The organism is Actinoplanes couchii, assembly GCF_016862075.1.
In the GTDB taxonomy this organism is placed as follows: domain Bacteria; phylum Actinomycetota; class Actinomycetes; order Mycobacteriales; family Micromonosporaceae; genus Actinoplanes; species Actinoplanes couchii.
Window position 1 is genome coordinate 36,348 of sequence record NZ_BOMG01000111.1, and the last position, 24,759, is coordinate 61,106.

The following is a 24,759-nucleotide window of genomic DNA, read 5'->3' on the forward strand; positions in this document are numbered from 1 at the left end:
CCAGTGATCTACGTAAGGGAGCCGGCATGAGCCTCTGGGACAAACTCAAGGGTGAGCTGGTCGACATCATCGAGTGGCTGGACGACAGCCGCGACACGATCGTCTGGCGTTTTCCGCGCTACCAGAACGAGATCAAGATGGGCGCGAAACTCGTGGTCCGCGAGTCGCAGACCGCCGTGTTCGTCAACGAGGGCCGGGTGGCCGACTGGTTCGCGCCCGGCACCCACACGCTGACCACGCAGAACATGCCGATCATGACGACGCTGAAGAACTGGCGGCACGGCTTCGACTCGCCGTGGAAGGCCGAGGTGTACTTCGTCAACACCCGGCTGTTCACCGACATGAAGTGGGGCACCCAGAACCCGGTGATCGTGCGGGACCCCGAGTTCGGGGCGGTGCGGCTGCGCGCGTTCGGCAGCTTCGCGATGAAGGTGTCCGACCCGGGCCGGCTGCTCAGCGAGCTGGTCGGCACCGACCCGCAGTTCCGGACCGCCGAGGTGCACGAGTTCCTGCGTCAGCTGGTCGTCGGGCATCTGGGCAGCGCGCTCGCCACCGCGAACGTGCCGATGCTGGACCTGGCCTCCAAGCAGCTGTCGATCGGCAAGACGCTGTCCGAGGTGCTGACCGTCGAGCTGGCGTCCAGCGGCATCGCGATCCCCAAGTTCGTCATCGAGAACATCTCGGTGCCGCCCGAGGTGGAAGCCGCCCTGGACAAACGGACGTCGATGGGGGTGATCGGCAACCTGGACACCTACACCAAGTTCCAGACCGCCGAGGCCATCGGGAACGCCTCGGGTGGTGGCAGCGACGCGATCGGGCTCGGCATCGGGATGGCCGCCGGCCAGCGGGCCGCGCAGTCCCTCAACCAGCCCACGCCGCCGGCCGCCGCCACGCCGCCGCCGCTTCCGGCCGGGAACTGGTTCGCCGCGATCGGTGGCCAGCAGCAGGGCCCGTTCGACGTCGCCACGCTGACCTCGCACGCCAGGTCGGGCAGTGTGGACCGCAACACCCTGGTCTGGCGGGAGGGCATGGGCGCCTGGACCCCGGCCGGCCAGGTCACCGAGCTGACCACCGTCTTCGCGTCCGTTCCGCCGCCCCTGCCGCCGCAGTGACCCAGTACCCCTGCTCCTCGTGCGGAGCCAACGTCGAGTTCGCCCCCGGTACCACGGTTCTGAAGTGCCCCTACTGCGGGGCCGAGACACCGATCGCCGCCCCCGAACGGGCGGTCCGCGAGCACGCCTACGAACCGTTCGTCCGGCTGCCCCGCAAACCGATCGCCACCCTGGCGCCGCACACGTTCACCTGCCAGGGCTGCGGGGCGGTCACCCAGAGCGACAAGATCTCGGACCGGTGCCAGTTCTGTGCCGCGCCGCTGGTCGCCGACGTGACCTCGGGCGGCCAGGTGGTGCCGGAGGCGGTGCTGCCGTTCGCCCTGGACCGCACCGCCCTGCGGGAGGCGCTGCGCAAATGGGCGTCGTCGCGGTGGTTCGCGCCGAACAGCCTGAAGAAGGTCACCGAGGCGGAGTCGGCACACAGTTCCTACCTGCCCCATTGGACGTACGACGCGGGCACCGTCTCGCACTACACGGGTCAGCGCGGCGAGCACTACTGGGTCACCGAGACCTATCAGGAGAACGGCGAGACCAAGAGCCGGCAGGTCCGCAAGACCCGCTGGTACTCGGCGAGTGGCACGGTGTCCCGGTTCTTCGACGACGTGCTGATCGTCGGCACCGGCCGGGTCATGCCCGATCACCTGCACAAACTGGAGCCGTGGCCGCTGCCGGAGGCACAGCCGTACCGGCCGGAGTTCCTGGCCGGGCACGAGACGCTGCGGTACGAGGTGGAGCCGGAGACCGGGCTGGAGCACGCCAAGGCGCGGATGGCGCCGGTCATCGAACGGGACTGCCGGGACGACATCGGTGGTGACGAGCAGCGGGTGCACTCGGTCGCCACCTCGTACCACGAGGTCACGTTCAAGCTGATGCTGCTGCCGGTCTGGATCATGGCCTATCTGCACGCCGGGCGCACGTTCAACGTGGTCGTGAACGGGCGCTCCGGTGCGGTGGCCGGGGAGCGGCCGTACAGCGCGGTGAAGATCGCTTTCGCGGTGGTTCTCGCGCTGCTGGCCGTCGCGGCGGCCGTGGTGGCCTACCAGACTTCTCGTTAACCGCCCGATTCGTCCGTCTCAGCGCCCTCGGGCACGGTCTCGTCGTCCCGGCTGTCCAGCCAGCCGTGCGGCAGCGTGACCTTGCCCGGGGCGTTCACCCGGCCACGCGGCTGACCCAGCGCGTCCGCCGGGAACGGGATCGACGGGTCCAGTTTGGCGAGCAGATCGTCCAGCTCGGCCAGCGACGAGATCATCGCCAGGCTGCGGCGCAGGTCCCCGCCGACCGGGAAACCCTTCAGGTACCACGCGACGTGCTTGCGGAAGTCGGCACAGCCGTGCTTCTCGTCCTCCAGAGCCTCCACCAGCAGCTGCGCGTGCCGGGCCAGGATCTTGCTGACCTCACCGAGGGTCGGCAGCACCGGCTGGTACGCGGCGCCCTGGGTGAACGCGGCCTCCAGGTCGGCGAACAGCCACGGGCGGCCCAGGCAGCCGCGGCCGACCACGACACCGTCACAGTTGGTGTGCTCGACCATCCGCAGGGCGTCCGAACCCTCCCAGATGTCGCCGTTGCCCAGCACCGGCACGTCCAGGGCCTGCTTCAGGGTGGCGATCGCGTCCCAGTCGGCCTTGCCCGAGTAACGCTGCTCGGCGGTCCGGGCGTGCAGTGCCACGGCGGCCACCCCCGCGTCCTGGGCGGCGAGCCCGGCATCCACGTACGTCAGATGGTCGTCGTCGATGCCCTTGCGCATCTTGATCGTGACCGGGATCCCGAACGGTTTCGCCGCCTCGACCGCCTGACTCACGATCCGGCCGAACAACCGGCGCCGCCACGGCAGCGCCGAACCGCCACCACGGCGCGTCACCTTCGGCACCGGGCAGCCGAAATTCAGGTCGATGTGATCGGCGAGGTTGTCCTCCCCGACCATCCGGACGGCGGCCGCGGTCACGTCCGGATCCACGCCGTAGAGCTGCAGGCTGCGGAAACCCTCGTCGTCGGCGAACGCGATCATCTTCAGCGTCTTGGGGATCCGCTCCACCAGCGCCCGCGTGGTGATCATCTCGCAGACGTAGACGCCGCCGCCCTGCTCCCGGCAGAGCCGCCGGAAGGCCACGTTGGTGATCCCCGCCATCGGGGCGAGAACAACAGGCGGTCGTACGACATGGTCGCCGAGCATGAGCGGTGCAGTCACGCCCCCTAGCGTGACACGCAGACCCCGCTACCTCCGAATTCAGGGTGGGCGGACATCGATGAGCCGCCCCGCCGGCGCCACCGTCTCGCTACTATGACGCTCACCTGCGTCGATCAATGGCGCTGCTTCGGGGGAGAAAAAAGTTCATATGAAACGTTGGGGCGCGTCGATCGCGCTGACGGTCCTCGCGGTCACGGCCGCCGTGGTGCCCACCGGCTCCCCGGCCTCCGCCGCCACTTCCACCAGAGTGCCGCTGGTGAGCTGGGCCTATCTGGACTCGCTGAATCCGGACACCAGGGTCGTCGACGCGGAGGCGACACCTCCGGTCGGGACGTCGGCCGACGGCGAACAGCGGGCACACACCTACCGTTCCTATTTCCGGTACGACCTGACCGGGATCACCGACACCGTGGTCCACAGCTCGTACCTGTACACCAACGAGAAGACCGTCACCGACTGCTCGGTGCCGGTGACCGTCGAGGTGTGGCGGACCGCTCCGGTGGAGGGCGGCGCCAGCTGGCGGCAGCCGCCCGCCGAGCTCGAGAAGCTGCTGTCCACCGAACGTGGCGGGGGCTCCCGGTCCTGCCCGGGTTACCTGGGCCTGGACATGGTGCCGGTGCTCAACGCCGCCCTGAGCCGCGGCGAGCAGAGCATCACCCTGGAGTACCGGGTCGCCGCCGCGCAGGAGGCCACTCCGCGTACCGGTCGCACCTTCGACAAGCCGACCCTCAGCGCGACGGTCAACCACCCGCCCACGGTGACCGGCCTGCGCCTGACCTCTCCGGACCGGCCGTGCGGCACGCTCACCGAGCCGTCACCGGCGGCCCGGACGACCTATTTCTCGGCCACCGCCGAGGACGCGGACGAGGGCGACTACCCGACCCTGCTGTTCGCGATCTGGCCGGCGGATCAGCCCGATCAGCGCCGCGAGTTCCGCGACTACTACGGCACCGACCTGAATCAGTACGCCGACGGCACGATCCTCGCCTGGCAGGCGCGGGCCAGCGACTACTACGACGCCGGGCCGTGGAGCGAGCCCTGCTACATCGTCATGGACAAGACCGGTCCGGCGAATCCGCCGAAGGTCTCGTCGCGGACCTATCCCGAGGGTGACACCCCTGGTGGAGGCACCGGTATCGAGGGGAAGTTCCGCTTCGACGGCGACGGTGACCGGGACGTGGTCGCCTTCGTCTGGCGCGACTCGACGGGAAACCACGGGACGATCCCGGCCAAGCATCCGGGTGGCAAGGCGATCCTGAAGTACACCCCGAAGCTGCGGTTCCAGACTGATCTCGTGGTCGCGTCGGTGGACGCGGCGGGCAACCGCGGGCCGGAGCGGACCTACCGGTTCCGGGTCGCCGAGACGGCGCCGCGCGTCGGTGTCACCGTGAACGGGGTCGGCCTGCCGAGCACGATCACCTTCAGCGCGCCGAAGCCGGAGACCACCGCGTTCGGCTACCAGTTCGGGGACGGCGCGGAGGTCCGTCTGCCCGCGGTCGACGGTGCGGCGACCGGCCCGATCACGTTCACCGCCACCGGCAGCGTGCAGATGGCCGTCCGCAGCTACGCCGGGACCAAGCTGATCGGGCAGGACACCGTGCAGGTCTATGTCACCGACGCCCCGGGCGTCGAGTCGGCGGACTTCACCTGGGACACCGATCAGGTCGCGGGCAAGGTCGGTTCGTTCACGTTCCGGCCCCGCAACAGCGACGTGGTGGCCTACGAGTACCTCCTCGGTGACGAGTGGCGGACCATCCCGGCGCGGGACGACGACACCGCGGTGCTGACCTGGACGGCGACGCCGGGCTGGCACGCGATGACGGTCCGGTCGGTCGCGTCGGACGGCTCCAAGTCGATGGACTCGGACTATCAGTTCAGCATCATCGACACCCGCCCGACCGCATACGCCAACGAGCTGAACGTCTGGCCGCGCCGGGACGGAGTCGGCGTGCCGCTGCGCATCGAGTTCGAGAGCCGGCTGCCGAACCTGACCGGCTTCGCCTACCGTTTCGACGGCGGTTCCGAGCGGACGGTGTCCAGCGAGGGCAATCCGTACGCCTACGTCACGGTCACTCCCGAGCACTCCGGTGACAACAGCGTCGTCGTCGAGGCGCTGCTGTCGGACGGCACACGATCGCCCGCCACCACGTACACGTTCGGCATCTGGTCCGGTCCGGTGGTGACCCAGACTCCGGAGGGCAGCGGGACCGTAGGCCGGCCCACCACGTTCACCTTCCACCCGGGCCTGCCCGGCGTCGCCTCCTACCGGTACTCGCTGAACGGCGCCGACGAGGAGACGATCCCCGCCGGGGCCGACGGCACAGCGACCGTCACGTACACGCCCAGCTCGTGGGGCTACCACACGGTGAACGTCACGAGCGTGGGTTCGGACGGCACCGAGTCGGAACTCCGGATGGCGCCCCTCGACGTCCGGGACAACAAGGTCGACGTCTACAGCACCTACGACTGGACGCGGGCCGGCATCGGCTGGACCGGGTATTTCCACTTCTACACCCAGCTGTTCGGTGAGGTGACCGAGTACCACTACCGGGTCAACGACGGCCCCGAGCAGACGCTGCCGGCCAGCACCGAGGGCACCTCCACGCTGGTCGCGGTGCCGTTCGACCGCAACGGCACGAACACGATCCACGTGCAGAGCCTGACGGCGGATGGCGAGCTGTCACCCGTGACGGACTACGAATTCATCGTCGGCAACGCGCCGTACGTCGTCAGCGCGCAATATCCCGACAGCTCGTGGTCCGGCGGCAGCGGAGTCCAGGGCACCTTCGCGTTCAGCGGTGGTACGCCCGGAATCGTGTCCTTCTCCTGGCAGATCGACGACGGCGCGGTGGCCGGCGTGCCGGCTGACGGCGAGGGCAAGGCGTCGATCACCTTCACCCCGACGGGGAACTTCGCCACGCACACCCTGACGGTGACCGGTCACCTGGCGGACGGCACCACCACCGACCCGACCACCTACTACATCTACGTGTCCAACGGCTCCTGATCCCGAACGGCCCTCCGGCGCCCACACGCCGGAGGGCCGTTTCTGGCAGAGTCGGGGACGTGACTGAACAACGGAGCCCGCGGCGGCTGATCGCCGTGTTCGAGTCGCCGGTGGCGGAGATGCTGTTTCGGTTCGGGGTGGAGCTGGGGTTCAGCACCGTGCTGGTGGAGCCGGATCCGACGCGGCTGGCAGGGACTCCGCGGCCGCACGGGGACACCTTCGTCGGGGATCTGGTGGCGGCGGGGCCGGACGAGCACACCGACATCCTGCTCACCGATCATCATCGGTCCGAGGCCGAGATCGGGGCGCTGCTCAAAGAGGCCCTGAGCGGCCAGTCGCGGTGGATCGGCATCCTGGGTAATCCGCGGGCCGAGGGGCCGCACGTGGCGGCGCTGCGGGAGCTGGCCGTGCCGGAGGACCGGATCGGGCGGGTGCACCGCCCGGTCGGCCTGAACATCGGTTCGCGGACCCCGGCCGAGATCGCCGTGGCGACCCTGGCCGGGTTGATCGCGGACCGGAACGGCCGTCCGGGCGGCTTCGAGTTCTGAGCGGAACTCAGCAGCCCGGCAGGCGCTTGATCAGGTAGTCCTCGATCTGGTCGAGGGACACCCGCTCCTGCTTCATGGTGTCGCGGTCGCGCACCGTCACCGCGTTGTCGGTGAGGGTGTCGAAGTCGACGGTGACACAGAACGGGGTGCCGATCTCGTCCTGGCGACGGTAGCGGCGGCCGATGGCCTGCGAGTCGTCGAACTCGACGACCCAGCGCTTGCGCAGGTTCGCCGACAGCTCCTTGGCCTTCGGCGACAGCTCCGGGTTGCGCGACAGCGGCAGCACGGCGACCTTGACCGGGGCGAGCCGCGGGTCGAAACGCATGACGGTGCGCTTGTCGACGCCGCCCTTGGTGTTCGGCGCCTCGTCCTCGTCGTACGCCTCGAGCAGGAAGGCCAGCACCGCGCGGGTCAGGCCGGCCGCGGGCTCGATCACATAGGGAACCCAGCGCTCGCCCTTCTCCTGGTCGAAGAAGGACAGGTCGACGCCGGAGTGCTTGGAGTGCGTCGTCAGGTCGAAGTCGGTGCGGTTGGCGATGCCCTCGAGCTCGGCGAACTCGGTGCCGCCGAACTGGAAGCGGTACTCGATGTCGACGGTCCGCTTCGAGTAGTGCGAGAGCTTCTCCTTGGCGTGCTCGTAGAAGCGCAGGTTGCTCTCCGACAGGCCGAGGTCGCGGTACCAGTTCCAGCGCTCCTGCAGCCAGTACTCGTGCCATTCCTCATCGCTGCCCGGCGGCACGAAGAACTCCATCTCCATCTGCTCGAACTCGCGGGTCCGGAAGATGAAGTTGCCGGGAGTGATCTCGTTGCGGAAGCTCTTGCCGACCTGCGCGATGCCGAACGGCGGCTTCTTACGGGCCGCGGTGGCCACGTTGTTGTAGTTGACGAAGATGCCCTGGGCGGTCTCCGGGCGCAGGTAGTGCTGGCCCTCGGCGCTCTCGGTGGGGCCGAGGAAGGTCTTCATCAGGCCGTTGAACATCTTCGGCTCGGTGAAGGTGCCCTTGTTACCGCAGTTCGGGCAGTTCAGCTCCTGCAGCGACTCGGGGAGCTTGCCGTGCTTGGCCTCCCACGCCTCTTCCAGGTGGTCGGCCCGGAAGCGCTTGTGGCAGGACTGGCACTCGGTCAGCGGGTCGACGAACGCGTCGAGGTGACCGGAGGCGGCCCAGACGTCCTTGTTCAGGATGACCGCCGAGTCCAGGCCGACGATGTCGTCGCGCTGCTGGACCATGGTCTTCCACCACTGGCGGCGGACGTTCTCCTTCAGCTCCACGCCGAGCGGACCGTAGTCCCACGCCGAGCGGGTGCCTCCGTAGATCTCACTGGAGGGGAAGACGAAGCCGCGGCGCTTGGCCAGGCTGACGACGCTGTCGATACGGTCGGCAGGCATGTGAATCTCCTCCTGCGCCGGCTGGGTGTCGGCGGGGAAATCAGTGGTTTATCAGGACGAAAAGCGAGATTACTCTCCGAGTCCGCACACCTCGAACTTACCCGTCGAGGTGCTCTGGGTCAGCTCGGCGTCGACCCGCGCCCGGTCCCCGTCGGCGTAGGTGAGCTGCACCGGCACCGAGACCCGCACCCCGAGGGCGAGGTCGCCCACCTCGTACGACTCGAAGGGCTCGAAGCCCTGCATGCGAGCCGTGTACTCGGACTGGGTCTCGTCGAGTTTCGCCTGCTCGCAGAGCTGCCCGTAGGCGCCGTCGAAGTCGCGGGCCTTCAGATCCTCCAGGTACCTGCTGACGACCACGTCGGCCTGCTCGTCGAGCGCGCTGGCGAACGAGGTGAGGAAGCCACCGCCCGCGATGGCGCCGCCGCCGCAGACCAGCACGAGGATGCCCGCGACGATGGCGGCCGTGGTGCCGAAGCGCTTGCCGCGCCCCTCGACCGGCGGCGCCGGGAACGGCGGGTGCACACCCGGGCCCGGCGGCGGAGGAGGCGGAGGAAGACTCATGTCCCCAGCCTAATTGTCAGCGCCAGGGTTCGGTCGCCCGGTCGCTGCCGGTGATCACCACGTCCGCGTCCGGGGCGGCGGACGCCAGGGTCTCGAAGGCGGACGGCTCGTCCAGACTGAGCGCCAGCAGCGGGGTGGCGTGCACCTTCACGTCGAACGCGCCGAGGGCACGCCGGTAGGCTCCGACGGACTCCCACTCGGTGATCAGGATCCAGCCGGCCGGGTCCTCCAGGGCCCGGGTGAGGCGGCCGGAGCGGTATCCCCGGGTGCGGGCCAGGGCGGCGAGCGCGGTGTGTGCCTTTTCGCGGAAGTCGTCGGTCGTTTCCGCAGGGACCGCGAAGCGGTTGAGCACCAGCATGTGACGAGGGTACGCACCCGGGACAGGAGCTTCTGTGACACCTCCGGCCTTCCTCCACCGGCTGCAACGTGTGAACCCCACCACTGCCTTCGTGGTGGCGCTGGGGTGGTTGCTGGCCGGTCTGCTGCTGCCCGGAATCATCGGCGGCCTGATGCTGTTCGTGCTGGTGGCGGCCTTGTCCACACTCACGTTCACGACCTGGCCGGTGCAGTCGCCGATCACCCGGGTGGTCCGGTCGGCGCTGCTCCTGCTGCTGCTCGCGGCGGCGGTATCGAAGATCCTGTGAACTCATGCGGCTTTGACAATCATTCTCATTATCGACCACAGTTGCTGACATGATGCGCCGCCTCGCCGTACCCGCCGCCGCCCTGCTCCTGACCTCCGCCCTCGCCGGCTGCAGCGACTCGGCGAACGGGGACGACGGCAAGCTGAACGTGGTCACCGCGTTCTACCCGCTCCAGTTCGTCTCCGAGCGGATCGGCGGCGACGCCGTCAAGGTCTCCACCCTGACCAAGCCGGGCGCCGAGCCGCACGACGTCGAGCTGACCGCCAGCCAGGTGGGCGAGGTCGCCGACGCGGGCCTGATCGTCTACCTGAACGGCTTCCAGCCGGCCGTGGACGACGCGGTGAAGCAGAACGGCGGCGACCGCGCCTTCGACGCCACCTCGGTGGTCGAGATGATCCCGCGCGCCGAGGCCGACGACCACGCCGAGGAGGAGGGCGAGGCGCACGCCGACGAGGAGGAGGCGCACGGCCCGAACGACCCGCACGTCTGGCTGGACCCGGAGCGGCTCGCCACGATCGGTGACAAGCTGGCCGAGCGGCTGGGCAAGGCCGACCCGGACCACGCCGCCGACTTCACCGCCCGGGCCGCCACGCTGCGCACCGAGCTGACCGCCCTGGACGGCGAGTTCAAGACCGGGCTCACCGACTGCACCCGCCGGGAGCTGGTGACCAGCCACAGCGCGTTCGGTTACCTGGCGAACCGGTACGAGCTGACCCAGATCGGCATCACCGGCATCGACCCGGAGACCGAGCCGTCGCCGCAGCGCCTGGCCGCGGTGGCCGCCGAGGCCAAGGAGCACGGCACCACCACGATCTTCTTCGAGACCCTGGTCAGCCCCAAGGTCGCGGAGACCATCGCCAAGGAGGTCGGTGCCGAGACCGCGGTTCTCGACCCCATCGAGGGGCTGTCCGACGCGTCGGCGGATTATTTCTCGGTGATGCGTGCCAACCTGACCGCACTGAAGCTGGGTCTGGAGTGTAAGTAAAGAAAATGAGCTCTGTCGTCGAGGTGCAGAATCTCGCGGCCGGTTATGACGGCCGCGAGATCCTGCGGGACGTGTCACTGAAGGTCACCGCAGGCGACGTGGTCGCGGTCCTCGGCGCCAACGGTTCCGGAAAATCCACCCTCATCCGTACGATCCTCGGTCTCGTCCCCACCCTGCGCGGCGGGATCGAGCTGTTCGGGACACCGCAGCGGCGGTTCCGGCAGTGGGAACGGATCGGATACGTGCCACAGCGGCTCGGCGCCGGAAGCGGTGTGCCGGCCACCGTCGGTGAGGTCGTCGCGTCGGGCCGTCTGGCCCGGCGCGGCGTTTTCCGTTTCCCGGCCAAGGCGGACAAGGCGGCGGTACGCGAGGCCCTGACCGCCGTCGGCCTGCTGGACCGCATCGACGACCCGGTCGCCACGCTCTCCGGTGGTCAGCAGCAGCGCACCCTGATCGCGCGGGCGCTGGCCGGCAAGCCGGACCTGCTGGTGCTGGACGAGCCGAACGCCGGGGTGGACGCGGCCAGCCAGGAGGCGTTCGCCGGGGCGCTGACCCGGTTCGCCGGTGACGGCGGCACGATCCTGCTGGTCCTGCACGAGCTGGGCCCGCTGCGGCCGCTGATCGGGCGGGCCGTGGTGGTGCACGACGGGCGGATCGCGCACGAGGGCACTCCCCCGGAGCCGGCCGGGCACCACGCCGAGCCGGACCACGAGCACCTGCACCCGCACGCCGAGGAGATCAAGCCCGCGATCTGCGAGTGGGCGCCGACCGAGCAGACGAAGGCGTACTGATGGAACTGCTCGCTATCCCGTTCATGCAGCGGGCCCTGGTCGCCGCGCTGATCATCGGGCTGGCCGCCCCCGCGCTCGGTATCTATCTGGTGCAGCGCCGGCTGTCGCTGATCGGCGACGGCATCGGGCACGTGGCCCTCACCGGCGTCGGCGTGGGCCTGCTGACCAACACGTCGCCGGTGCTGACGGCGGTGCTGGTGTCGATCGTCGGCGCGGTCGGGGTGGAGCTGATCCGCGAGCGCGGCCGCACCTCCGGCGACCTGGCCCTGGCCCTGCTCTTCTACGGCGGCATCGCCGGCGGGGTGCTGCTGGTCGGCCTGTCCGACGACAGCAGCACCAGCCTGATGCAGTACCTCTTCGGCTCGCTGCTGACCACCTCGGCCGAGGATCTGTGGGTGATCGGCGGGCTGGGCGCGGCGGTGGTGGCGGCGATGCTGGTGTTCCGGCCGGCGCTCTTCGCGCTCTGCAACGACGAGGAGTACGCGAAGGTCAGCGGCCTGCCGGTGCGTACCCTCAACATCCTTCTGGCGGTGACCACCGCGCTGACGGTGACCATCGCCATGCGTACCGTCGGATTGCTGTTGGTCTCCGCCCTGATGGTGGTTCCGGTCGCCGCGGCGCAGCAGGTGACCAGGGGTTTCCGCAGCACGATGACGCTGGCCATGCTGATCGGGGTGGGCGCCGCCGGCGCCGGGGTGCTGGTCTCGGCCGAGGCGGACACCGCTCCGGGCGCGACCACGGTGCTGCTGGCGCTGGCGATCTTCGTCGGCACCGCGGTGGGCGGGTCCACGGTGCGACGCCTACGGCGACGACGCGGTGACTCTCCGGTGACCTCGGAGCCACCGGATGTCGTGCTGCATGCCTGACGTCCGGGTGGTTGTACCGTTGTCGCAACGATGACGACGACCACCGGCTACGAAGCGTACGAATCGGCGGGAGCGCTGCTGCGCGCACTCTCGGCGCCGATCCGTGTGGCCATCGTGGTCGAGCTGGGTGTCGGCGAGCGTTGTGTGCACGATCTCGTGGAGAAACTCGGCGCCCCGCAACCCCTGGTCTCCCAGCATCTGCGGGTGCTGCGCGGAGCCGGCGTGGTGCGTGGTGTCCGCCGTGGCCGGGAGATCGCTTACTCCCTGGTGGACGAACACGTCGCTCACATCGTCGCCGACGCCGTGAGCCACGCCAGGGAGAGCCGACAGTGAACTCCGATACCACGATCCGCAACACCAAGCAGCGCAGCGCGGTCAGCGCCGTCCTCGCCGAGACCGAGGGTTTCCACAGCGCTCAGGACCTGCACGCGATGCTGCGTGACCGGGGCGAGCGGGTCGGGCTGACCACCGTCTACCGGACGCTGCAGGGGCTGGCCGACGCCGGCGAGATCGACGTGATGCGCCCGCCGGGCGGCGAGCACCTCTACCGTCGCTGCAGCCAGGGCCACCATCACCATCTGGTGTGCCGCTCGTGCGGGCGGACCGTCGAGGTGGCCGGCCCGGCGGTGGAGTCGTGGGCCGACAAGGTGGCCGGGCAGCACGGGTTCGTGGACGTCTCGCACACCATGGAGATCTTCGGCACCTGCCCGGAGTGCGCCGCGAAGCGCTGAGTGCGCCCCTTCGGGGGTGAAGCTCTACGCCGACCGGGTTCCCGTCGCCCTGCGCCAGCTCCTCGTCGACATATTCATCGTCATATGGATCTACGGCTGGATCCAGGTCGCGATCTGGATCCATGACACGGTGCAGAAACTCGCCGTCCCCGGGCAGAAGCTGGAGAGCGCCGGCGCCGGCATCGCCGCGAACCTGGCCGACGCCGGCGGCAAGGTGGGCCGGGTGCCGGTGGTCGGCGACGACCTGACGAAACCGTTCACCAACGCCGCCGACGCGGCCCGGTCGATCGCCGAGGCCGGGCAGGACCAGCAGGAGTTCGTGGCCCAGCTGGCGCTGATCCTGCCGGCGATCGGATTGTCCGTACCGCTGGCCCTGGTGCTCTTCGTGTGGTTGCCGTTGCGCTTGCGCTGGATCCGCCGGGCCGGGGTCGCGGCGCGGGTGCGCGACGCCCCGGCCGGGCAGGACCTGCTGGCGTTGCGGGCGCTGGCCTCGCAGCCGCTGACCGAACTGGCCAGGCTGGGGCCGGACATCGCGCAGAGCTGGCGGTCCGGTGATCCGGCGGCGGTCACCGCCCTGGCCGACCTGGAGCTGAAACGGCTGGGGTTACGACACGGCCGCCGCTGAGTCCTCGTCGGCGTCATCGTCGCCCCACTCGCGGTGCGCGAACGGCAGGATCGCCCAGTACGTGAGGAACCAGCCGCCGGTCAGCACGGTCAGCGGGATCGCCCACTTCCAGTCCAGCAGGTAGTCGGTGATCAGCAGGACGCTGGTGGTCATCGCGATCAGCATGAAGGCCAGACCGCCGGTGGCCATCTTGTGGGCGTACTTGACCAGTTCGGGTTTGCGGCCCTGCCGGAACAACGCGCGGTGGAACGCCACCGGAGAGATGATCATCGCGGTGGCGAACGCCGCGCTGATCAGCGCCACCACGTAGGTGTCCTTCTGGAAATCGGTAGTGTTCGGAAAGCCGCTGCTGAACGGCAGGGTCAACAGGAACGCGAAGAGGATCTGCACGCCGGTCTGTGCGACGCGCAGCTCCTGCAGCAGGTCCGCGAAGTTCCGGTCCCAGCGCTGCTTCTCGGTCTCTCGGGGGGTGTGGGTATCGACCGCCATGACCGGCCGAATTCCCCACCGGCCACCTTGGTCAAACGCCGATCCGTGCCAGTACCGCCTCGGCCAGCTCTCTCGGCGCCTGTTCGGGCACCCAATGGCTGACACCGCGCATCACCACCAGCTGATAGTCACCCTGCACCCAGTCCCGGGTGCGCAGCGCCGCGGTCCGGCCGACCACCCCGTCCCGGTCGCTCCACACGTACGTGGTCGGCACGGTCACCACACCCAGGTTGGCGACGTCGTCACCGTTGAACGCCCGGTACCAGTTGAGGCCGCCGGTCAGCCGGCCCGGTTCCCGCATCGCCGCGACGTACTGCTCGGCGCGCATCCCGATCGGCCGCAGCATCGCCTTCAGCACCATCCCGTGCCGGGCCAGCAGCAGTTTCTCGGCGACCGCGGACCGGAAGACGCTGAAGTACGCGAGCCGGGCGTTCTGGCTGGGCCGGACCCGCAACGCCAGCATCAGTGCCCTCGGGTGCGGCACCGAGACCGCGGTCAGGGTGTGCACCCGCTCCGGGTGGCGGGCGGCCAGCTGCCAGCCGACCTGGGCGCCCCAGTCGTGCCCGACCACGTGCGCCCGGTCGACCCCGAGCGCGTCGAGCACGGCCACCGCGTCGGCGGTCACAGAACCCATCGTGTACGCGGCCGGCTCGCTGGGCCGGGCGCCCGGGGAACAACCCCGCTGGTCCAGCGCGTACGTCCGCAGCCCGGCCGCGTGCAGCCGCGGCACCATCAGGTCGAACTCCCGGGAATCCTGCGGAAAGCCGTGAAGCAGCAGAACGGGCTCGCCGTCCTCGGGACCGCCCTCATGGACGTCGAATGTCATCCCGCGAGCTTTGACCTCGATCACGTATTCCCCTCCTGTACCCGCCCGTTACCAGGTGTTACCGTCACCGCAGCAAATGTAATCCGACAGGGGAGCGCACAGCGCTGAGAGTGCGGGTAAATCCGCAGACCCTCGCACCTGATCTGGGTAATGCCAGCGCAGGAAGTTCGGTCTTCTCCAGCCGCGTCGTGTCCCGGGCACCGTCGCCCGGGGGCCACGGCGTGCGTCTCCTCCCGGTACCCGCTGGGAGGCGTTTCATGACAACCAATCCGTACCGCTGGCGCACGATAGACATCGTCGTCGCGTCCGTGGTCGCCGTGGCGTTCGGCGTGATCTTCTGGGCCTGGAACACGGTCTGGGCGGTCACCGAGGGCGCTTTCGCGTTCTTCCCGCCGTCGCAGACCGTGCTCTACGGCGTGTGGCTGATCCCGGCCGTGCTCGGCGGCCTGATCGTCCGTAAACCGGGCGCCGCCCTCTACACCGAGCTGGTGGCGGCCGTCGTGTCGGCGCTGCTCGGCAACGCCTGGGGTGGCACGGTCATCCCGCAGGGCCTGGTCCAGGGACTGGGCGCCGAGCTGGCGTTCGCGGCCCTGCTCTACCGCTCGTACTCCCTGTCCCCGGCCTTGCTGGCGGGCGCGCTGACCGGGCTGAGCGCGGCGGTCTACGACTTCTTCGTGTGGAACTCGGAGGCCGCACTGATGTCGTACCGGGTGCCGTACGCCGCGATCACCGTGGTCAGCGGCGCCGTCCTGGCCGGGATCGGCTCCTGGGCGCTGGTCCGGGCGCTGACCCCGACCGGCGTGCTGGACAGGTTCGGGGCCGGTCGCGAGCGGGCAACGATCTGACACATGAGTGACGTTCGGCTTCGCGGTTTCGGGTGGCGGCACGCCGGGCGCCGCGCCTGGGCGGTCCGCGGGCTGGACCTCGACATCCGGCACGGTGAGCGGGTGCTCCTGCTGGGTCCTTCCGGGGCCGGCAAGAGCACCCTGCTCGGCGCGCTCGCCGGGCTGCTGCCGGAGGACTCCGGCGAGTCCGAGGGCACGATCGAGATCGACGGTCTCGACCCGCGCAAGGCCCGGGACCGGGTCGGCATCGTCTTCCAGGACCCGCAGACCCAGCTGGTGATGGCCCGCAGCGGCGACGACGTGGCGTTCGGCCTGGAGAACCGGGGGATCCCCGCCGCCGACATCTGGCCGCGGGTGTCCGATGTGCTGGATCGCGTGGGGTTCCCGTACCCGATCAATCGGCCGACCGCCGCGCTCTCCGGCGGCGAGGCGCAGCGCCTGGCCCTCGCCGGCGTCCTCGCTCTGCGCCCCGGCCTGCTGCTGCTCGACGAGCCGACCGCCAACCTCGACCCGCCCGGCGCCGATCTGATCCGGTCGGCGGTGGCCCGCGCTCTCGATCCGACGACCACGCTGATCATCGTGGAACACCGGGTCGCCGAGGTGTTGTCGCTGGTGGACCGGGTGGTGGTGCTGGAGCCGGGCGGCGGTGTGCGGGCCGACGGCGACCCCGAGATGATCTTCACCGCCTACGGCGACAAGCTGGCCGCCGAGGGCGTCTGGGTGCCGGGTTTCGATTTCCCCACGGTTCCCTCCTCAAGATCAACCACCGATTTGCTGGTACGGGCGGAGCAGGCCGCCGTGGCCACCCGCCTGGCACCCGTCTCGATCCACGCCGCCGCCGGTGAGATCGTGGCGGTGACCGGCCCGAACGGCGCCGGCAAGTCCACACTGGCCCTGCTGCTCGGCGGCCTGCTCGCCCCCACCAGCGGCCGGATCACGGCGTTCGACGACAAACGGCCACCGCACCGGTGGCGGGCCGCCACGCTTGCCGCCCGGATCGGTTCGGTCTTCCAGAACCCGGAGCACCAGTTCGTCACCGGCCGGGTGGCCGACGAGCTGGCCCTGGGCCCACGGCGGATCGGCCGCTCCCCCGCCGAGATCACCCGCATCGTCGACGACCTGCTGCAACGCCTGCGCCTGGACCGTCTGGCGGAGGCCAACCCGTACACCCTGTCCGGTGGTGAGGCGCGCCGCTTGAGCGTGGCCACGGCGTTGGCGACGGCGCCCCGCCTGCTGGTCCTGGACGAGCCCACGTTCGGCCAGGACCGCCGGACCTGGAGCGAGCTGGCCGACCTGCTGGCCGCCCTCCGCGACGAGGGCCACGGCATCATCGCGGTGACCCACGACGAAACCTTCGTCCGAACCCTGGCCGACCGCACGTTCCCGCTGGGCGTCCCCGCCCCCGCCCCACTCCCCCGGCGGTCCCGCCCATGACCTCCCACCCTCTGCCCCGGCTACCCCGGCTTCTTCTCCGGTGGGCCCGGCCGTGACCCTTTCGCTCACGCCGATCGCGGATCCCACCGCGCCGCTGGCCCGCCGCAACCCGGTGGCGAAGACCGGCGCCGCCCTCCTCTTCACCCTGCCGTTGATCTCCACGGTCGACCCGTTCAGTCCGGCGGCGGCCCTGGCCGTGGAATTGCTGGTCCTGCCGTTCTTCGGAGTCCGCCCCGCCCTGCTGCTGCGCCGCGCCACGCCCCTGCTGCTGAGCGCCGCCGGCATCCTGGTGACGATGCTCCTATTCGCCGCCGACCGCAGCGGCGACCTGCTGTTCGCCCTGGGCCCGATCGAGGTGACCACCGGAGTCCTGTCCACCACCGGCGCCCTGATCCTGCGTATCTTCGCGATAGCCCTGCCCGGCATCGTGGTCTTCGCCACCACCGACCCCACCGATCTGGCCGACGCCCTGGTCCAGAACGCGAAGGCCCCCGCCCGCTTCGCGATCGGAGCCTTGGCGGCCTTCCGCCTGATCCCACTGCTGGGCCAGGAGTGGCGAGCGCTGTCCCTGGCCCGCCGAGCCCGGGGAGTGGACGCCGGCCGCAACCCGGTGGCAAAACTGCGCCTGTTCAGTTCGACAGCGTTCGCCCTGCTGGTGGGCGCCTTACGCCGGGGAGTCCGCCTGGCAGTGGCCATGGACGCCCGAGGCTTCGACTCGGGAATCCCCCGAACCCACGCCCGCCGCCAGCACTTCACCACCCCCGACGCACTGCTGCTGCTCGCCGCAGCTCTGACAGCAGCCGCCATCATCACCGCCTCGGTACTACTGGGCTGGTTCAACCCGATCGTCGGCTGATCGCCCCGCACCCACCGCCCGGGCCCGTCAGGTGGTGAGGACGATCGCCCGGGCGTCGACGTTGACGAGGTGGCCGCTGCCCAGGATGGCGACCGGCGTGTCCCAGTGGACGTGGCCGCAGAACGTCAGGGGCGGCGGGCGGCGCTCCGTCGCGGTGCGGAGGGCCGCCCGTCCCCGCTGGTCCGGGTGGTTCCCGGTCGGGCCCTCGTGCAACAGCAGCACGTCCGCGGTCAGTCCGCCGAGCCGGGCGACGAAGTCCGTCTCGGTACGCCGTAGCGGCCGCCCGGGATCACCGACGATTCCGGAGACTCCCGCGATCGTGACGCCGCCGAACTCCACGGTGTCACCGTCGAGAAGGGTGCCGAAACCCGCCACCTGCGCCGCGGTGATCTCGTCGTGGTTGCCGGCCACCCCGGTGATCAGCGGGCAACCGGCCACGGCGAAGGCCAGCCACACGTCCTGGACCGGGCCGCTCGCTCCGCGGAGGTCGGCGCCGGGGGCCGAGTACAGGTCGCCGGTCAGCAGGATGCCGGTGCGGGACGGTGGGGGCAGCAGGCCGGCGTCGGACCACAGGCTCAGGTGGTCGGCGAGGGCCACCCCCAGCAGGGCCGATCCCACCACGCCCTGCAGGTCGCCGGTGACCAGGAGGGCGTCCAGGCCGGCCGGGAGTTCGTCGACACGCAGGCGGGACACGTCGAGCAGGGCGTTGCGCGGGCGGCCGCCGGGACCGGCCGCCCGGTACGGGATCGTCGCCAGCGGTTCGGGGGTGGTGCTGACCAGGCGCACCCCACCGATGATACGAAGACCGTTCGCCGGTCGGTCACGGGATCGACAGCGGGTGTTGTCCTGATCGGACGAAGGTGTCGGCCATGGGTCACGGCCACGATCATCATCACCATGACGATTCCGGCGCCACCGGCGCTGATGTCCCGGAGGCACTCGACCTGAGTGTTCCGGAGACCGAACTCTCCCCCGGCGACAGGTCGCGCCGTCGTTTCCTTCTCAGTGCCGGTCTGCTCGGTGCGGGTGCCGCCTCCTCGGTGCTGGTGCGCCCGGGCGCAGCCGAAGCGCACACCCACGGCCCGGCCGGCGGCGGCACGGCGAAGGGTGGTTTCACCTGGCTCTCCGGTGACCACCACATTCACACCCAGTACAGCTCGGACGCCCAGTACCGCGTTCTGGACCAGGCGCAGAAGGGTCAGGCGTACGGCCTGGACTGGCTGGTCATCACCGACCACGGCAGTGCCACCCACGCCAAGATCGGGGTGGAGAAGGTCAACCCGGACATCGTGAAGACCCGGGCCGAGCTGAAGGGTCTGCTCACCTTCCAGGGGCTGGAGTGGAACATTCCGGCCGCCGAGCACGCCACCGTGTTCGGCGGCCGGGTAAGAACGAGGTCGCGGTTCTCCAGCAGTTCGAGAACGCGTACGACGGATCGCTGCTGCCCACCACGAACACCACCGCGCAGAACGAGGCGATGGCGATCGCCGGCATCAAGTTCCTCGGTGAGCAGGTCCGGAAGCGGAAGATCGACGGGGCGCTGTTCTTCGCGAACCACCCGGCCCGCCGTGGCATCGACTCGCCGCACGAGATCCGTAACTGGCGGGACGCCGACCCGACCGTCGCTGTCGGTTTCGAGGGTGCGCCCGGTCACCAGGCGGCCGGCATTCCGGCGCCGAACGGCCGTGGTGGCGCGCGCGGCTACTACGACAACAACCCGTCGGCCGCGTCGTTCGCCGGTTACCCGCTCGAGTCGTACCGCACCTGGGGTGGTTTCGACTGGATGACCGCGACCGTCGGCGGGCTGTGGGACAGCCTTCTCGCCGAGGGCAAGGCGTGGTGGATCACCGTCAACTCGGACAGCCACGTCAACTACCTGGACCAGACGGACCGGGGACCGGGCAGCGATTTCAACGCCAACGGCAAGTACAACGATCCGGTCTACACCGGGGCGATCAACACGCAGGCCGGTGACTTCTGGCCCGGTTACTACGGGCGCACGAGTGTCGGCGCGTCGTCGTTCTCGTACAAGGCGGTCATGGACGGCCTGCGGGCCGGGCGGGTCTGGGTCGACCACGGCCGGTTGATCAAAAACCTGGATGCGCGGGTACGCGTGACCGGAGATCGCCGGAGCACGACCGGCACCCCGCTCGGTGGTGTTCTCCAGGTCAAGCGCGGCACCTCGACCGAGCTGGTGCTCGACATCGACCTGCAGGACATCCCGAACTGGGCCGGTTTCGTCCCGGTGCTGAAGCGGGTCGACGTGATCGTCGGCACCGTCACCGGCGCGGTCTCCGACAAGGACGCCTACACCACCCCGAACACCAGAGTGGTCAAGTCGTTCGAGATCACCAAGACCAACGGCAGGATCAGCCTGTCGTACGATCTGGGCCGCCTCGACAAGCCCTTCTACCTGCGTGTCCGGGGCACCGACGGCAACCGCACCCAGGCCGGTCTGATGGGCCCCGCCGTCGACCCGCACGGTCCCCAGCTCGACGTGGTCGGTGCCGCCGACCCGTGGGGTGACCTGTGGTTCTACACCAACCCCGTCTGGGTCCTGCCCCGATGACGACGGTCTCTCCACCAGCAGCGCCGGCCGTGACCGCGGCCGGCGCCGCCCGGATCGTCGGCCTCAGCCTCGGGCATACCACCCTCGCCGAGGCCGACCACTGGATCCGGGCGCTGAAGCCGGCCCCGGTGCTGGCCTGCACCCACCTGGTGACCGTGCCGTTCCCGCACGTCGCGATCAGCCTGCTCACCGCGCAGCCGGTCGAGACCGCACCGGAGCTGGCGCAGGCCGCCACCGAGGCCGCGGGCGGGCGGTTCGGGCGGGCCGTCCGGTTCCCCGGCTCGGAACGGCTCACCGGTTCGCTGACGGTCAGCGAGATCCTGCAGCGCAGTTCGATCGGGCGGGTCGAGGTGCTGGGCAGTGGCACCGCCGATCCGGCCCTGGTGGTCGACACCGGCGATTTTGTCCGGCCGCAGTTCCGCAACGGGGAACTGGTCCTGGTCACCACTCCCGCGGCCGGTGGGAGACTGGTCCCGTTCGAGACCCGTCATCCGACACCGTGCTGCGCTGACCATTGACGTTCGCTACGCGGGACGGGGCAGGCTCGGTGCCCCACTCCGGAGCACCCGTCCCTTACCGTGTTCGCATGTCTCGTCACCCCCTGCATCAGCTCCTGGCGGAGGCGCGCAGTGGCGTGCTCGTGTTCAGTGTCACGCCACCGAAGCTCAGCACGGCCGAGGACCGGGTCAAGGAGATCGCCGAGGTCACGCTGGACCGGCTGACCGCCCTCGACATCGACGGCCTGATCCTCTACGACATCGACGACGAGTCCGACCGGCGACCGGACCGGATCTTCCCGTACCTGCCGACCCTCGACCCGGGCCGTTATCTCACCGAGCACCTGACCGGGTGGCGCCAGCCGACGATCATCTACCGCTGTGTCGGGAAGTACTCGGAGGACGAGCTCACCGACTGGATGGCCGGCGCCGGTGACCAGGTGATGTCGGTGTTCGTCGGCCCGTCGTCAGGTGGCAAGGAGGTCCGCACCACGCTGCGCCGGGCCCAGGAGCTGCGCGCCGAGGTGCGGCCCGACCTGCCGCTCGGGGCCGTGGTGATCCCCGAGCGGGCCGACGAGCACCTGCGCATGCTGTCCAAGCAGGAGCGTGGCGCGTCGTTCTTCGTCAGCCAGGTCGTCTACCACGTCAACGAGATGAAGAACCTGCTCAGCGGCTACTTCTACGAGTGCCGGGAGCGGGGCGCCACGCCGCGGACGATGATCTTCACGCTGTCGTTGTGCGGCTCGCTGCGGACCCTGGAGTTCGTCAGGTGGCTCGGCGTCGACGTGCCCCGCTGGCTGGAGAATTCGATCCGGCACTCCGAGGACCCGCTGGCCGAGTCGTACCGGCAGTGTGTGGCGATCGCCCGGGACCTGATCGATTTCTGCGAACATCTGGGCCTGCCGTACGGGTTCAACATCGAGAGCGTCTCGATCCGCAAGGCGGAGATCGAAGCCAGCACCGATCTGGCCGCCGAGGTGGCCGGGCTGCTCCGTTACCGCCGCTGATCCTCGGCGAGTTCCAGGGCCCCGGCGGCGACGTTCTCCTCCAGATGGGCGACGTCGCCGGTGCCCGGAATGACCAGCACGTGCGGGCCTTGGTGGAGCGCCCACGCCAGCCTCCTCCCCGGATCGCTGTGTGCCCCGGCTTCCCGTTGTGGCCCGGCGATGCTGAAGTAGGGCACGAAAGCGATTCCCCGCGCACCGCATTCCCGCAGCACATCGTCATGACGCCGAAGGTCAATGGCATAGGCGTTCTGTACGCATACGACCGGCGCGATGTCCCGGACGAGATCGAGATGCTCGACCCGCACATTGGACAGTCCCAGATTCCGGATCAGCCCTTCCCGCCGCATGTCGGCGAGCGCCCCGAACCGGTCGGCGAACGACTCCTGATCCCGGTTGAGCCGCAGATTGACCAGATCGAGCGTCTCCACCCCGAGCCGCCGCAGGTTCTCCTCGACCTGCCGCCGCAGGTCAGCCGCGCTGATCGCCTCACCCCAACTGCCGTCCGCCCGCGGATCAGGCCCGACCTTGGTGGCGACGACCATTTCCCGCGGGTACGGATGAAGGGCCTCCCGAATCAGTTCGGTCGCGTACCGAACCGGCCCGTCCTCCCCGTCCAGAATCCCGCCCGGCGAGTAGTAGAAGGCGGCGGTGTCAATGTGATTGATCCCCAACTCGACAGCTCGCCGCAAAACACGAATCGCCACGTCCCGATCCCGCCGAACAGTGATCCGCATGGAACCGAAACCCATCCGGTTCACCACCCGATCCCCGAGCCGCCACGTGCCGGCCGCTACCACCCCGTCAATCGACATCCGGCAAAGCTACGCAGTGCACCACAAAGCCACACTCGGCTACCCGCCCGATACCGAAGCCCCACAAACCTTGCTACTTTTCAGGTAGAGCTTGGAAACCGCTGCCGGCCTCCTCCGCCGCCTTGATTCTCAGGTATAAATCGGAGATTTCAGCCAGCGCGGCGTTGATCGTGTCACTCCACCGAATGTCTTGAGACGCACCGCCGCGCTGGTGAAAGTCTCCTCGTCGATCTCCACGATGCTGCCCTCACGCATCAGAAACCCCCTGCGATCGCCACCCTCCCTCTTTGCCGATGGCTAGCTTTGCATAAACTGGTCTCGTATCACCTTGCTTCGTACAGGGTAGTCCCGTGCATTGATCGACTCAAGTCGGATCTCCCTGGGAGGATGGGGGCATGCTTGTTGCCTTTTCCGTCACGCCCATCGGGGGCGGGGAGTCCGTGGGGGACGCCGTCGCCGAGGCTGTCCGGGTGGTTCGGGCCTCGGGGCTGCCGAACCGGACCGACTCCATGTTCACCACGATCGAAGGCGAGTGGGACGAGGTGATGGCCGTGGTCAAGCAGGCCGTCGACGCCGTCGCCGCGGTCTCGTCGCGGGTCAGTCTGTCGCTCAAGGCGGACATCCGGGCCGGTGTCACCGACGCGCTGACCGCCAAGGTCGAGTTCATCGAGAGGAAGCTGGCCGAGTGAGACGCCTGATCATGTGGGACATCGACTACACGCTGCTCCGGGGCGGCGGGGTCGCGGCCAAGGCGTGGCGGGCGGCGTTCACCGAGACCACCGGGGTGACCTGGCGGGACACCCCGATCTTCGGCGGGCGGACCGACACCGACATCTGCACCGAGGTCTTCGCCAGCCACGGTGTCACCGACTGCACCCACGAGCGGTTCTTCGCCCGGTACGTGGAGCGGGTCGCCGAGATCCGGCACGAGTTCACCGTGCACGGCACGCTGATGCCGGGGGTCCGTGAGGTGCTGGCCCGGCTGGGTGACGACCCGCGTGTGGTGCAGACCCTGGTGACCGGCAACGTCCCCCAGGTGGCCGCGTTCAAGGTGGCGGCGTTCGGGCTGGACGGCTCGTTCGACGCCGAGGTGGGTGGTTACGGCACCGACGATCACGTGCGGGCGACCCTGGTCCGGCGCTGCCGGGAGCGGGCCGAGGCGAAGTACGGCGAGACGTTCCAGCCGGTGGTGATCGGGGACACGGTGCACGACGTGACGGCGGCCCTGGCGAACGGGGCGGTCGCGATCGCGGTGGCGACCGGCGCGACCCCGGCGGCGGAGCTGGCCGAGGCCGGCGCGCACATCGTCCTGCCCGATCTGTCCGACTTGGAGGCGTCGGTCAAGGCGCTGGCCGGCTGAGACCGGGCCATCTCCAAAAGGCAGGCGTCTCAAAAAGGCAGGCGTCTCAAAAAGGCAGGCGCCTCAAAAGGGCAGGCTCAGCTCCGGCGGGAAGCCGGTGAACCGCAGCTCGGGCGGCAGGTGCGACAGGTCGTTGAAGACGATGACCCGGGTCCGGCCGCCCGGGAAGTACCGGATCACGGTCAGCCCGGTGTTGGCCGGGATCAGGTCACGCCACCGCTCGGCGGGCGTCTCCAGTGCCTCCCGGGCGAACCACGCCACCTGGAAGGCGTGTGTGATCAGCAGCTCGTGCCGCTCCTGATCGGCCGGGCCGGTGAACCGGGCGATCATCCCGGCCGACGCATCGGGCTCCTCGGTGGGCACCCGGTCGTCCAGCTCGTCGGCCGGCTGCACCGGAACCCCGGGCAGGTGGGCGGCGACCAGCGCGGCGGTCCGGACCGCCCGCACGAGCGGACTGTGATGGACGGCCGCGAACGGCACCCCGGCGAGCCGCTCACCGAGCAGCCCGGCCTGCCGCTCCCCCGCCGGGCTCAGACCGGTCTGGTCGGCGAGCGCCTCGGCGTGCCGGGCGATCCAGAGGTGCCGGACACCACTCATACCGGGGCTCCTGAACAGGACGGGG

At 69.7% G+C, this 24,759-nt stretch carries 30 protein-coding genes, 1 pseudogene and 1 riboswitch; of the genes and pseudogenes, 20 read left to right on the forward strand and 11 right to left on the reverse strand.

Annotated features, from left to right (window positions below; genetic code table 11):
* The first annotated feature begins 26 nt into the window (after positions 1-26).
* Both Aco03nite_RS45060 and Aco03nite_RS45065 read left to right on the forward strand, forming a co-directional pair.
* The gene (locus Aco03nite_RS45060; protein WP_203807900.1) at positions 27-1,112 is read left to right on the forward strand and encodes an SPFH domain-containing protein; all 1,086 of its coding nucleotides are present in this window, start codon (positions 27-29) and stop codon (positions 1,110-1,112) included.
* A complete protein-coding gene (locus Aco03nite_RS45065; RefSeq protein WP_203807902.1) occupies positions 1,109-2,167 on the forward strand; it encodes a TFIIB-type zinc ribbon-containing protein in 1,059 nt (352 codons plus the stop codon). Before Aco03nite_RS45060 ends, Aco03nite_RS45065 begins: the two co-directional genes overlap by 4 nt.
* On the opposite strand, the gene dusB is transcribed toward Aco03nite_RS45065, so the two are convergent.
* Entirely contained in the window at positions 2,164-3,282 is a 1,119-nt protein-coding gene (gene dusB / locus Aco03nite_RS45070; protein ID WP_203807956.1) for a tRNA dihydrouridine synthase DusB, read from the reverse strand. The genes Aco03nite_RS45065 and dusB overlap by 4 nt on opposite strands.
* 163 nt (positions 3,283-3,445) lie before the next feature.
* Here dusB and Aco03nite_RS45075 point away from each other — a divergent pair, with 163 nt between their 5' ends.
* Positions 3,446-6,304, forward strand: a complete 2,859-nt coding sequence (locus tag Aco03nite_RS45075) for a hypothetical protein (protein ID WP_203807904.1) — start codon at positions 3,446-3,448, stop codon at positions 6,302-6,304.
* A gap of 59 nt (positions 6,305-6,363) precedes the next feature.
* Positions 6,364-6,852 carry an XdhC family protein gene (locus Aco03nite_RS45080; RefSeq protein WP_239145964.1) on the forward strand — a complete coding sequence of 163 codons (489 nt, stop codon included), beginning with the start codon at positions 6,364-6,366 and terminating at the stop codon, positions 6,850-6,852.
* Between the two features lie 7 nt (positions 6,853-6,859).
* Here Aco03nite_RS45080 and Aco03nite_RS45085 read toward each other — a convergent pair whose 3' ends face one another.
* The 3 genes from Aco03nite_RS45085 to Aco03nite_RS45095 form a co-directional block, all read right to left on the reverse strand.
* On the reverse strand, positions 6,860-8,239 hold the full coding sequence (locus tag Aco03nite_RS45085) for a glycine--tRNA ligase (RefSeq protein ID WP_203807906.1): 1,380 nt from the start codon (positions 8,237-8,239) through the stop codon (positions 6,860-6,862).
* A gap of 69 nt (positions 8,240-8,308) precedes the next feature.
* Positions 8,309-8,800, reverse strand: coding sequence for a hypothetical protein (locus Aco03nite_RS45090; protein ID WP_203807908.1), 492 nt, complete (start codon positions 8,798-8,800; stop codon positions 8,309-8,311).
* 16 nt (positions 8,801-8,816) lie between these two features.
* Positions 8,817-9,158, reverse strand: coding sequence for an antibiotic biosynthesis monooxygenase family protein (locus Aco03nite_RS45095; RefSeq protein ID WP_203807910.1), 342 nt, complete (start codon positions 9,156-9,158; stop codon positions 8,817-8,819).
* A 34-nt stretch (positions 9,159-9,192) separates the two neighbouring features.
* Between Aco03nite_RS45095 and Aco03nite_RS45100 the strand changes: the two genes are divergently transcribed.
* The 7 genes from Aco03nite_RS45100 to Aco03nite_RS45130 are packed head-to-tail and all read left to right on the forward strand — an operon-like array spanning position 9,193 to position 13,442.
* Positions 9,193-9,444, forward strand: coding sequence for a DUF6703 family protein (locus Aco03nite_RS45100; protein ID WP_203807912.1), 252 nt, complete (start codon positions 9,193-9,195; stop codon positions 9,442-9,444).
* A 49-nt stretch (positions 9,445-9,493) separates the two neighbouring features.
* Positions 9,494-10,429 carry a metal ABC transporter substrate-binding protein gene (locus tag Aco03nite_RS45105; protein ID WP_203807914.1) on the forward strand — a complete coding sequence of 312 codons (936 nt, stop codon included), beginning with the start codon at positions 9,494-9,496 and terminating at the stop codon, positions 10,427-10,429.
* A gap of 5 nt (positions 10,430-10,434) precedes the next feature.
* On the forward strand, positions 10,435-11,220 hold the full coding sequence (locus Aco03nite_RS45110; RefSeq protein WP_203807916.1) for a metal ABC transporter ATP-binding protein: 786 nt from the start codon (positions 10,435-10,437) through the stop codon (positions 11,218-11,220).
* Positions 11,220-12,086 (forward strand): metal ABC transporter permease, encoded by an 867-nt coding sequence (locus Aco03nite_RS45115; RefSeq protein ID WP_203807918.1) that lies wholly within the window; start codon positions 11,220-11,222, stop codon positions 12,084-12,086. The genes Aco03nite_RS45110 and Aco03nite_RS45115 overlap by 1 nt, the downstream gene beginning before the upstream one ends.
* Positions 12,087-12,116: 30 nt before the next feature.
* Positions 12,117-12,419 carry an ArsR/SmtB family transcription factor gene (locus Aco03nite_RS45120; RefSeq protein WP_093621506.1) on the forward strand — a complete coding sequence of 101 codons (303 nt, stop codon included), beginning with the start codon at positions 12,117-12,119 and terminating at the stop codon, positions 12,417-12,419.
* A complete protein-coding gene (locus Aco03nite_RS45125; RefSeq protein ID WP_203807920.1) occupies positions 12,416-12,817 on the forward strand; it encodes a Fur family transcriptional regulator in 402 nt (133 codons plus the stop codon). The genes Aco03nite_RS45120 and Aco03nite_RS45125 overlap by 4 nt, the downstream gene beginning before the upstream one ends.
* A gap of 16 nt (positions 12,818-12,833) precedes the next feature.
* The gene (locus Aco03nite_RS45130; protein ID WP_203807922.1) at positions 12,834-13,442 is read left to right on the forward strand and encodes a hypothetical protein; all 609 of its coding nucleotides are present in this window, start codon (positions 12,834-12,836) and stop codon (positions 13,440-13,442) included.
* Here the strand turns inward: Aco03nite_RS45130 and Aco03nite_RS45135 are convergent.
* Together Aco03nite_RS45135 and Aco03nite_RS45140 are read right to left on the reverse strand one after the other, a co-directional pair.
* On the reverse strand, positions 13,422-13,931 hold the full coding sequence (locus tag Aco03nite_RS45135) for a DUF6328 family protein (protein ID WP_203807924.1): 510 nt from the start codon (positions 13,929-13,931) through the stop codon (positions 13,422-13,424). The two genes, Aco03nite_RS45130 and Aco03nite_RS45135, sit on opposite strands and share 21 nt — an antisense overlap.
* A gap of 31 nt (positions 13,932-13,962) precedes the next feature.
* Positions 13,963-14,778 carry an alpha/beta fold hydrolase gene (locus tag Aco03nite_RS45140; protein WP_203807960.1) on the reverse strand — a complete coding sequence of 272 codons (816 nt, stop codon included), beginning with the start codon at positions 14,776-14,778 and terminating at the stop codon, positions 13,963-13,965.
* A gap of 57 nt (positions 14,779-14,835) precedes the next feature.
* Positions 14,836-14,940, forward strand: a riboswitch (TPP riboswitch).
* A gap of 74 nt (positions 14,941-15,014) precedes the next feature.
* On the opposite strand from Aco03nite_RS45140, the gene Aco03nite_RS45145 reads away from it, so the two are divergent.
* Genes Aco03nite_RS45145 through Aco03nite_RS45155 form a run of 3 tightly spaced genes read left to right on the forward strand, consistent with a single transcriptional unit; the run spans position 15,015 to position 17,892 of the window.
* Positions 15,015-15,602, forward strand: coding sequence for an ECF transporter S component (locus Aco03nite_RS45145; protein ID WP_203807926.1), 588 nt, complete (start codon positions 15,015-15,017; stop codon positions 15,600-15,602).
* Between the two features lie 3 nt (positions 15,603-15,605).
* The gene (locus tag Aco03nite_RS45150) at positions 15,606-17,036 is read left to right on the forward strand and encodes an ABC transporter ATP-binding protein (protein ID WP_203807928.1); all 1,431 of its coding nucleotides are present in this window, start codon (positions 15,606-15,608) and stop codon (positions 17,034-17,036) included.
* Between the two features lie 52 nt (positions 17,037-17,088).
* Positions 17,089-17,892: an energy-coupling factor transporter transmembrane component T family protein gene (locus Aco03nite_RS45155; RefSeq protein ID WP_203807930.1), complete on the forward strand. Its 804-nt coding sequence runs from the start codon at positions 17,089-17,091 to the stop codon at positions 17,890-17,892.
* Between the two features lie 27 nt (positions 17,893-17,919).
* On the opposite strand, the gene Aco03nite_RS45160 is transcribed toward Aco03nite_RS45155, so the two are convergent.
* Entirely contained in the window at positions 17,920-18,678 is a 759-nt protein-coding gene (locus Aco03nite_RS45160; RefSeq protein WP_203807932.1) for a metallophosphoesterase family protein, read from the reverse strand.
* A gap of 83 nt (positions 18,679-18,761) precedes the next feature.
* Between Aco03nite_RS45160 and Aco03nite_RS53725 the strand changes: the two are divergent.
* A pseudogene (locus Aco03nite_RS53725) lies at positions 18,762-19,097 on the forward strand (histidinol-phosphatase); the annotation flags it as partial.
* Here the strand turns inward: Aco03nite_RS53725 and Aco03nite_RS54915 are convergent.
* The gene (locus Aco03nite_RS54915) at positions 19,091-19,216 is read right to left on the reverse strand and encodes a hypothetical protein (protein ID WP_344316829.1); all 126 of its coding nucleotides are present in this window, start codon (positions 19,214-19,216) and stop codon (positions 19,091-19,093) included. The pseudogene Aco03nite_RS53725 and the gene Aco03nite_RS54915 overlap by 7 nt on opposite strands.
* A 15-nt stretch (positions 19,217-19,231) precedes the next feature.
* On the opposite strand from Aco03nite_RS54915, the gene Aco03nite_RS45165 reads away from it, so the two are divergent.
* The 3 genes from Aco03nite_RS45165 to Aco03nite_RS45175 all read left to right on the forward strand — a co-directional run bounded on the left by Aco03nite_RS45165 (position 19,232) and on the right by Aco03nite_RS45175 (position 21,965).
* Positions 19,232-20,461, forward strand: a complete 1,230-nt coding sequence (locus tag Aco03nite_RS45165) for a histidinol-phosphatase (RefSeq protein WP_239145966.1) — start codon at positions 19,232-19,234, stop codon at positions 20,459-20,461.
* Positions 20,458-20,979: a hypothetical protein gene (locus tag Aco03nite_RS45170; protein ID WP_203807934.1), complete on the forward strand. Its 522-nt coding sequence runs from the start codon at positions 20,458-20,460 to the stop codon at positions 20,977-20,979. Before Aco03nite_RS45165 ends, Aco03nite_RS45170 begins: the two co-directional genes overlap by 4 nt.
* Positions 20,980-21,047: 68 nt before the next feature.
* Entirely contained in the window at positions 21,048-21,965 is a 918-nt protein-coding gene (locus Aco03nite_RS45175) for a 5,10-methylenetetrahydrofolate reductase (protein WP_203807936.1), read from the forward strand.
* On the opposite strand, the gene Aco03nite_RS45180 is transcribed toward Aco03nite_RS45175, so the two are convergent.
* Positions 21,953-22,777 carry an aldo/keto reductase gene (locus tag Aco03nite_RS45180; RefSeq protein ID WP_203807938.1) on the reverse strand — a complete coding sequence of 275 codons (825 nt, stop codon included), beginning with the start codon at positions 22,775-22,777 and terminating at the stop codon, positions 21,953-21,955. The genes Aco03nite_RS45175 and Aco03nite_RS45180 overlap by 13 nt on opposite strands.
* Positions 22,778-22,906: 129 nt before the next feature.
* A complete protein-coding gene (locus Aco03nite_RS54430) occupies positions 22,907-23,032 on the reverse strand; it encodes a hypothetical protein (protein ID WP_275415973.1) in 126 nt (41 codons plus the stop codon).
* Positions 23,033-23,172: 140 nt separating this feature from the next.
* On the opposite strand from Aco03nite_RS54430, the gene Aco03nite_RS45185 reads away from it, so the two are divergent.
* Both Aco03nite_RS45185 and Aco03nite_RS45190 read left to right on the forward strand, forming a co-directional pair.
* Entirely contained in the window at positions 23,173-23,466 is a 294-nt protein-coding gene (locus Aco03nite_RS45185; protein WP_203807940.1) for an MTH1187 family thiamine-binding protein, read from the forward strand.
* Entirely contained in the window at positions 23,463-24,137 is a 675-nt protein-coding gene (locus Aco03nite_RS45190; RefSeq protein ID WP_239145965.1) for an HAD family hydrolase, read from the forward strand. Before Aco03nite_RS45185 ends, Aco03nite_RS45190 begins: the two co-directional genes overlap by 4 nt.
* A gap of 63 nt (positions 24,138-24,200) precedes the next feature.
* Here the strand turns inward: Aco03nite_RS45190 and Aco03nite_RS45195 are convergent.
* Positions 24,201-24,759 (reverse strand): histidine phosphatase family protein (locus Aco03nite_RS45195; RefSeq protein ID WP_307837681.1); only part of this gene is annotated, 559 nt, incomplete at its 5' end.

Bases quoted from the DNA above. Each gene is read 5' to 3' on its own strand.
- Aco03nite_RS45060 (WP_203807900.1), top strand. From the start codon at position 27: ATGAGCCTCTGGGACAAACTCAAGGGTGAGCTGGTCGACATCATCGAG.
- dusB (WP_203807956.1), bottom strand. From the start codon at position 3,282: ATGCTCGGCGACCATGTCGTACGACCGCCTGTTGTTCTCGCCCCGATG.
- Aco03nite_RS45075 (WP_203807904.1), top strand. From the start codon at position 3,446: ATGAAACGTTGGGGCGCGTCGATCGCGCTGACGGTCCTCGCGGTCACG.
- Aco03nite_RS45085 (WP_203807906.1), bottom strand. From the start codon at position 8,239: ATGCCTGCCGACCGTATCGACAGCGTCGTCAGCCTGGCCAAGCGCCGC.
- Aco03nite_RS45090 (WP_203807908.1), bottom strand. From the start codon at position 8,800: ATGAGTCTTCCTCCGCCTCCTCCGCCGCCGGGCCCGGGTGTGCACCCG.
- Aco03nite_RS45095 (WP_203807910.1), bottom strand. From the start codon at position 9,158: ATGCTGGTGCTCAACCGCTTCGCGGTCCCTGCGGAAACGACCGACGAC.
- Aco03nite_RS45105 (WP_203807914.1), top strand. From the start codon at position 9,494: ATGATGCGCCGCCTCGCCGTACCCGCCGCCGCCCTGCTCCTGACCTCC.
- Aco03nite_RS45110 (WP_203807916.1), top strand. From the start codon at position 10,435: ATGAGCTCTGTCGTCGAGGTGCAGAATCTCGCGGCCGGTTATGACGGC.
- Aco03nite_RS45115 (WP_203807918.1), top strand. From the start codon at position 11,220: ATGGAACTGCTCGCTATCCCGTTCATGCAGCGGGCCCTGGTCGCCGCG.
- Aco03nite_RS45120 (WP_093621506.1), top strand. From the start codon at position 12,117: ATGACGACGACCACCGGCTACGAAGCGTACGAATCGGCGGGAGCGCTG.
- Aco03nite_RS45135 (WP_203807924.1), bottom strand. From the start codon at position 13,931: ATGGCGGTCGATACCCACACCCCCCGAGAGACCGAGAAGCAGCGCTGG.
- Aco03nite_RS45145 (WP_203807926.1), top strand. From the start codon at position 15,015: ATGACAACCAATCCGTACCGCTGGCGCACGATAGACATCGTCGTCGCG.
- Aco03nite_RS45150 (WP_203807928.1), top strand. From the start codon at position 15,606: ATGAGTGACGTTCGGCTTCGCGGTTTCGGGTGGCGGCACGCCGGGCGC.
- Aco03nite_RS45170 (WP_203807934.1), top strand. From the start codon at position 20,458: ATGACGACGGTCTCTCCACCAGCAGCGCCGGCCGTGACCGCGGCCGGC.
- Aco03nite_RS45175 (WP_203807936.1), top strand. From the start codon at position 21,048: ATGTCTCGTCACCCCCTGCATCAGCTCCTGGCGGAGGCGCGCAGTGGC.
- Aco03nite_RS45180 (WP_203807938.1), bottom strand. From the start codon at position 22,777: ATGTCGATTGACGGGGTGGTAGCGGCCGGCACGTGGCGGCTCGGGGAT.
- Aco03nite_RS54430 (WP_275415973.1), bottom strand. From the start codon at position 23,032: ATGCGTGAGGGCAGCATCGTGGAGATCGACGAGGAGACTTTCACCAGC.
- Aco03nite_RS45185 (WP_203807940.1), top strand. From the start codon at position 23,173: ATGCTTGTTGCCTTTTCCGTCACGCCCATCGGGGGCGGGGAGTCCGTG.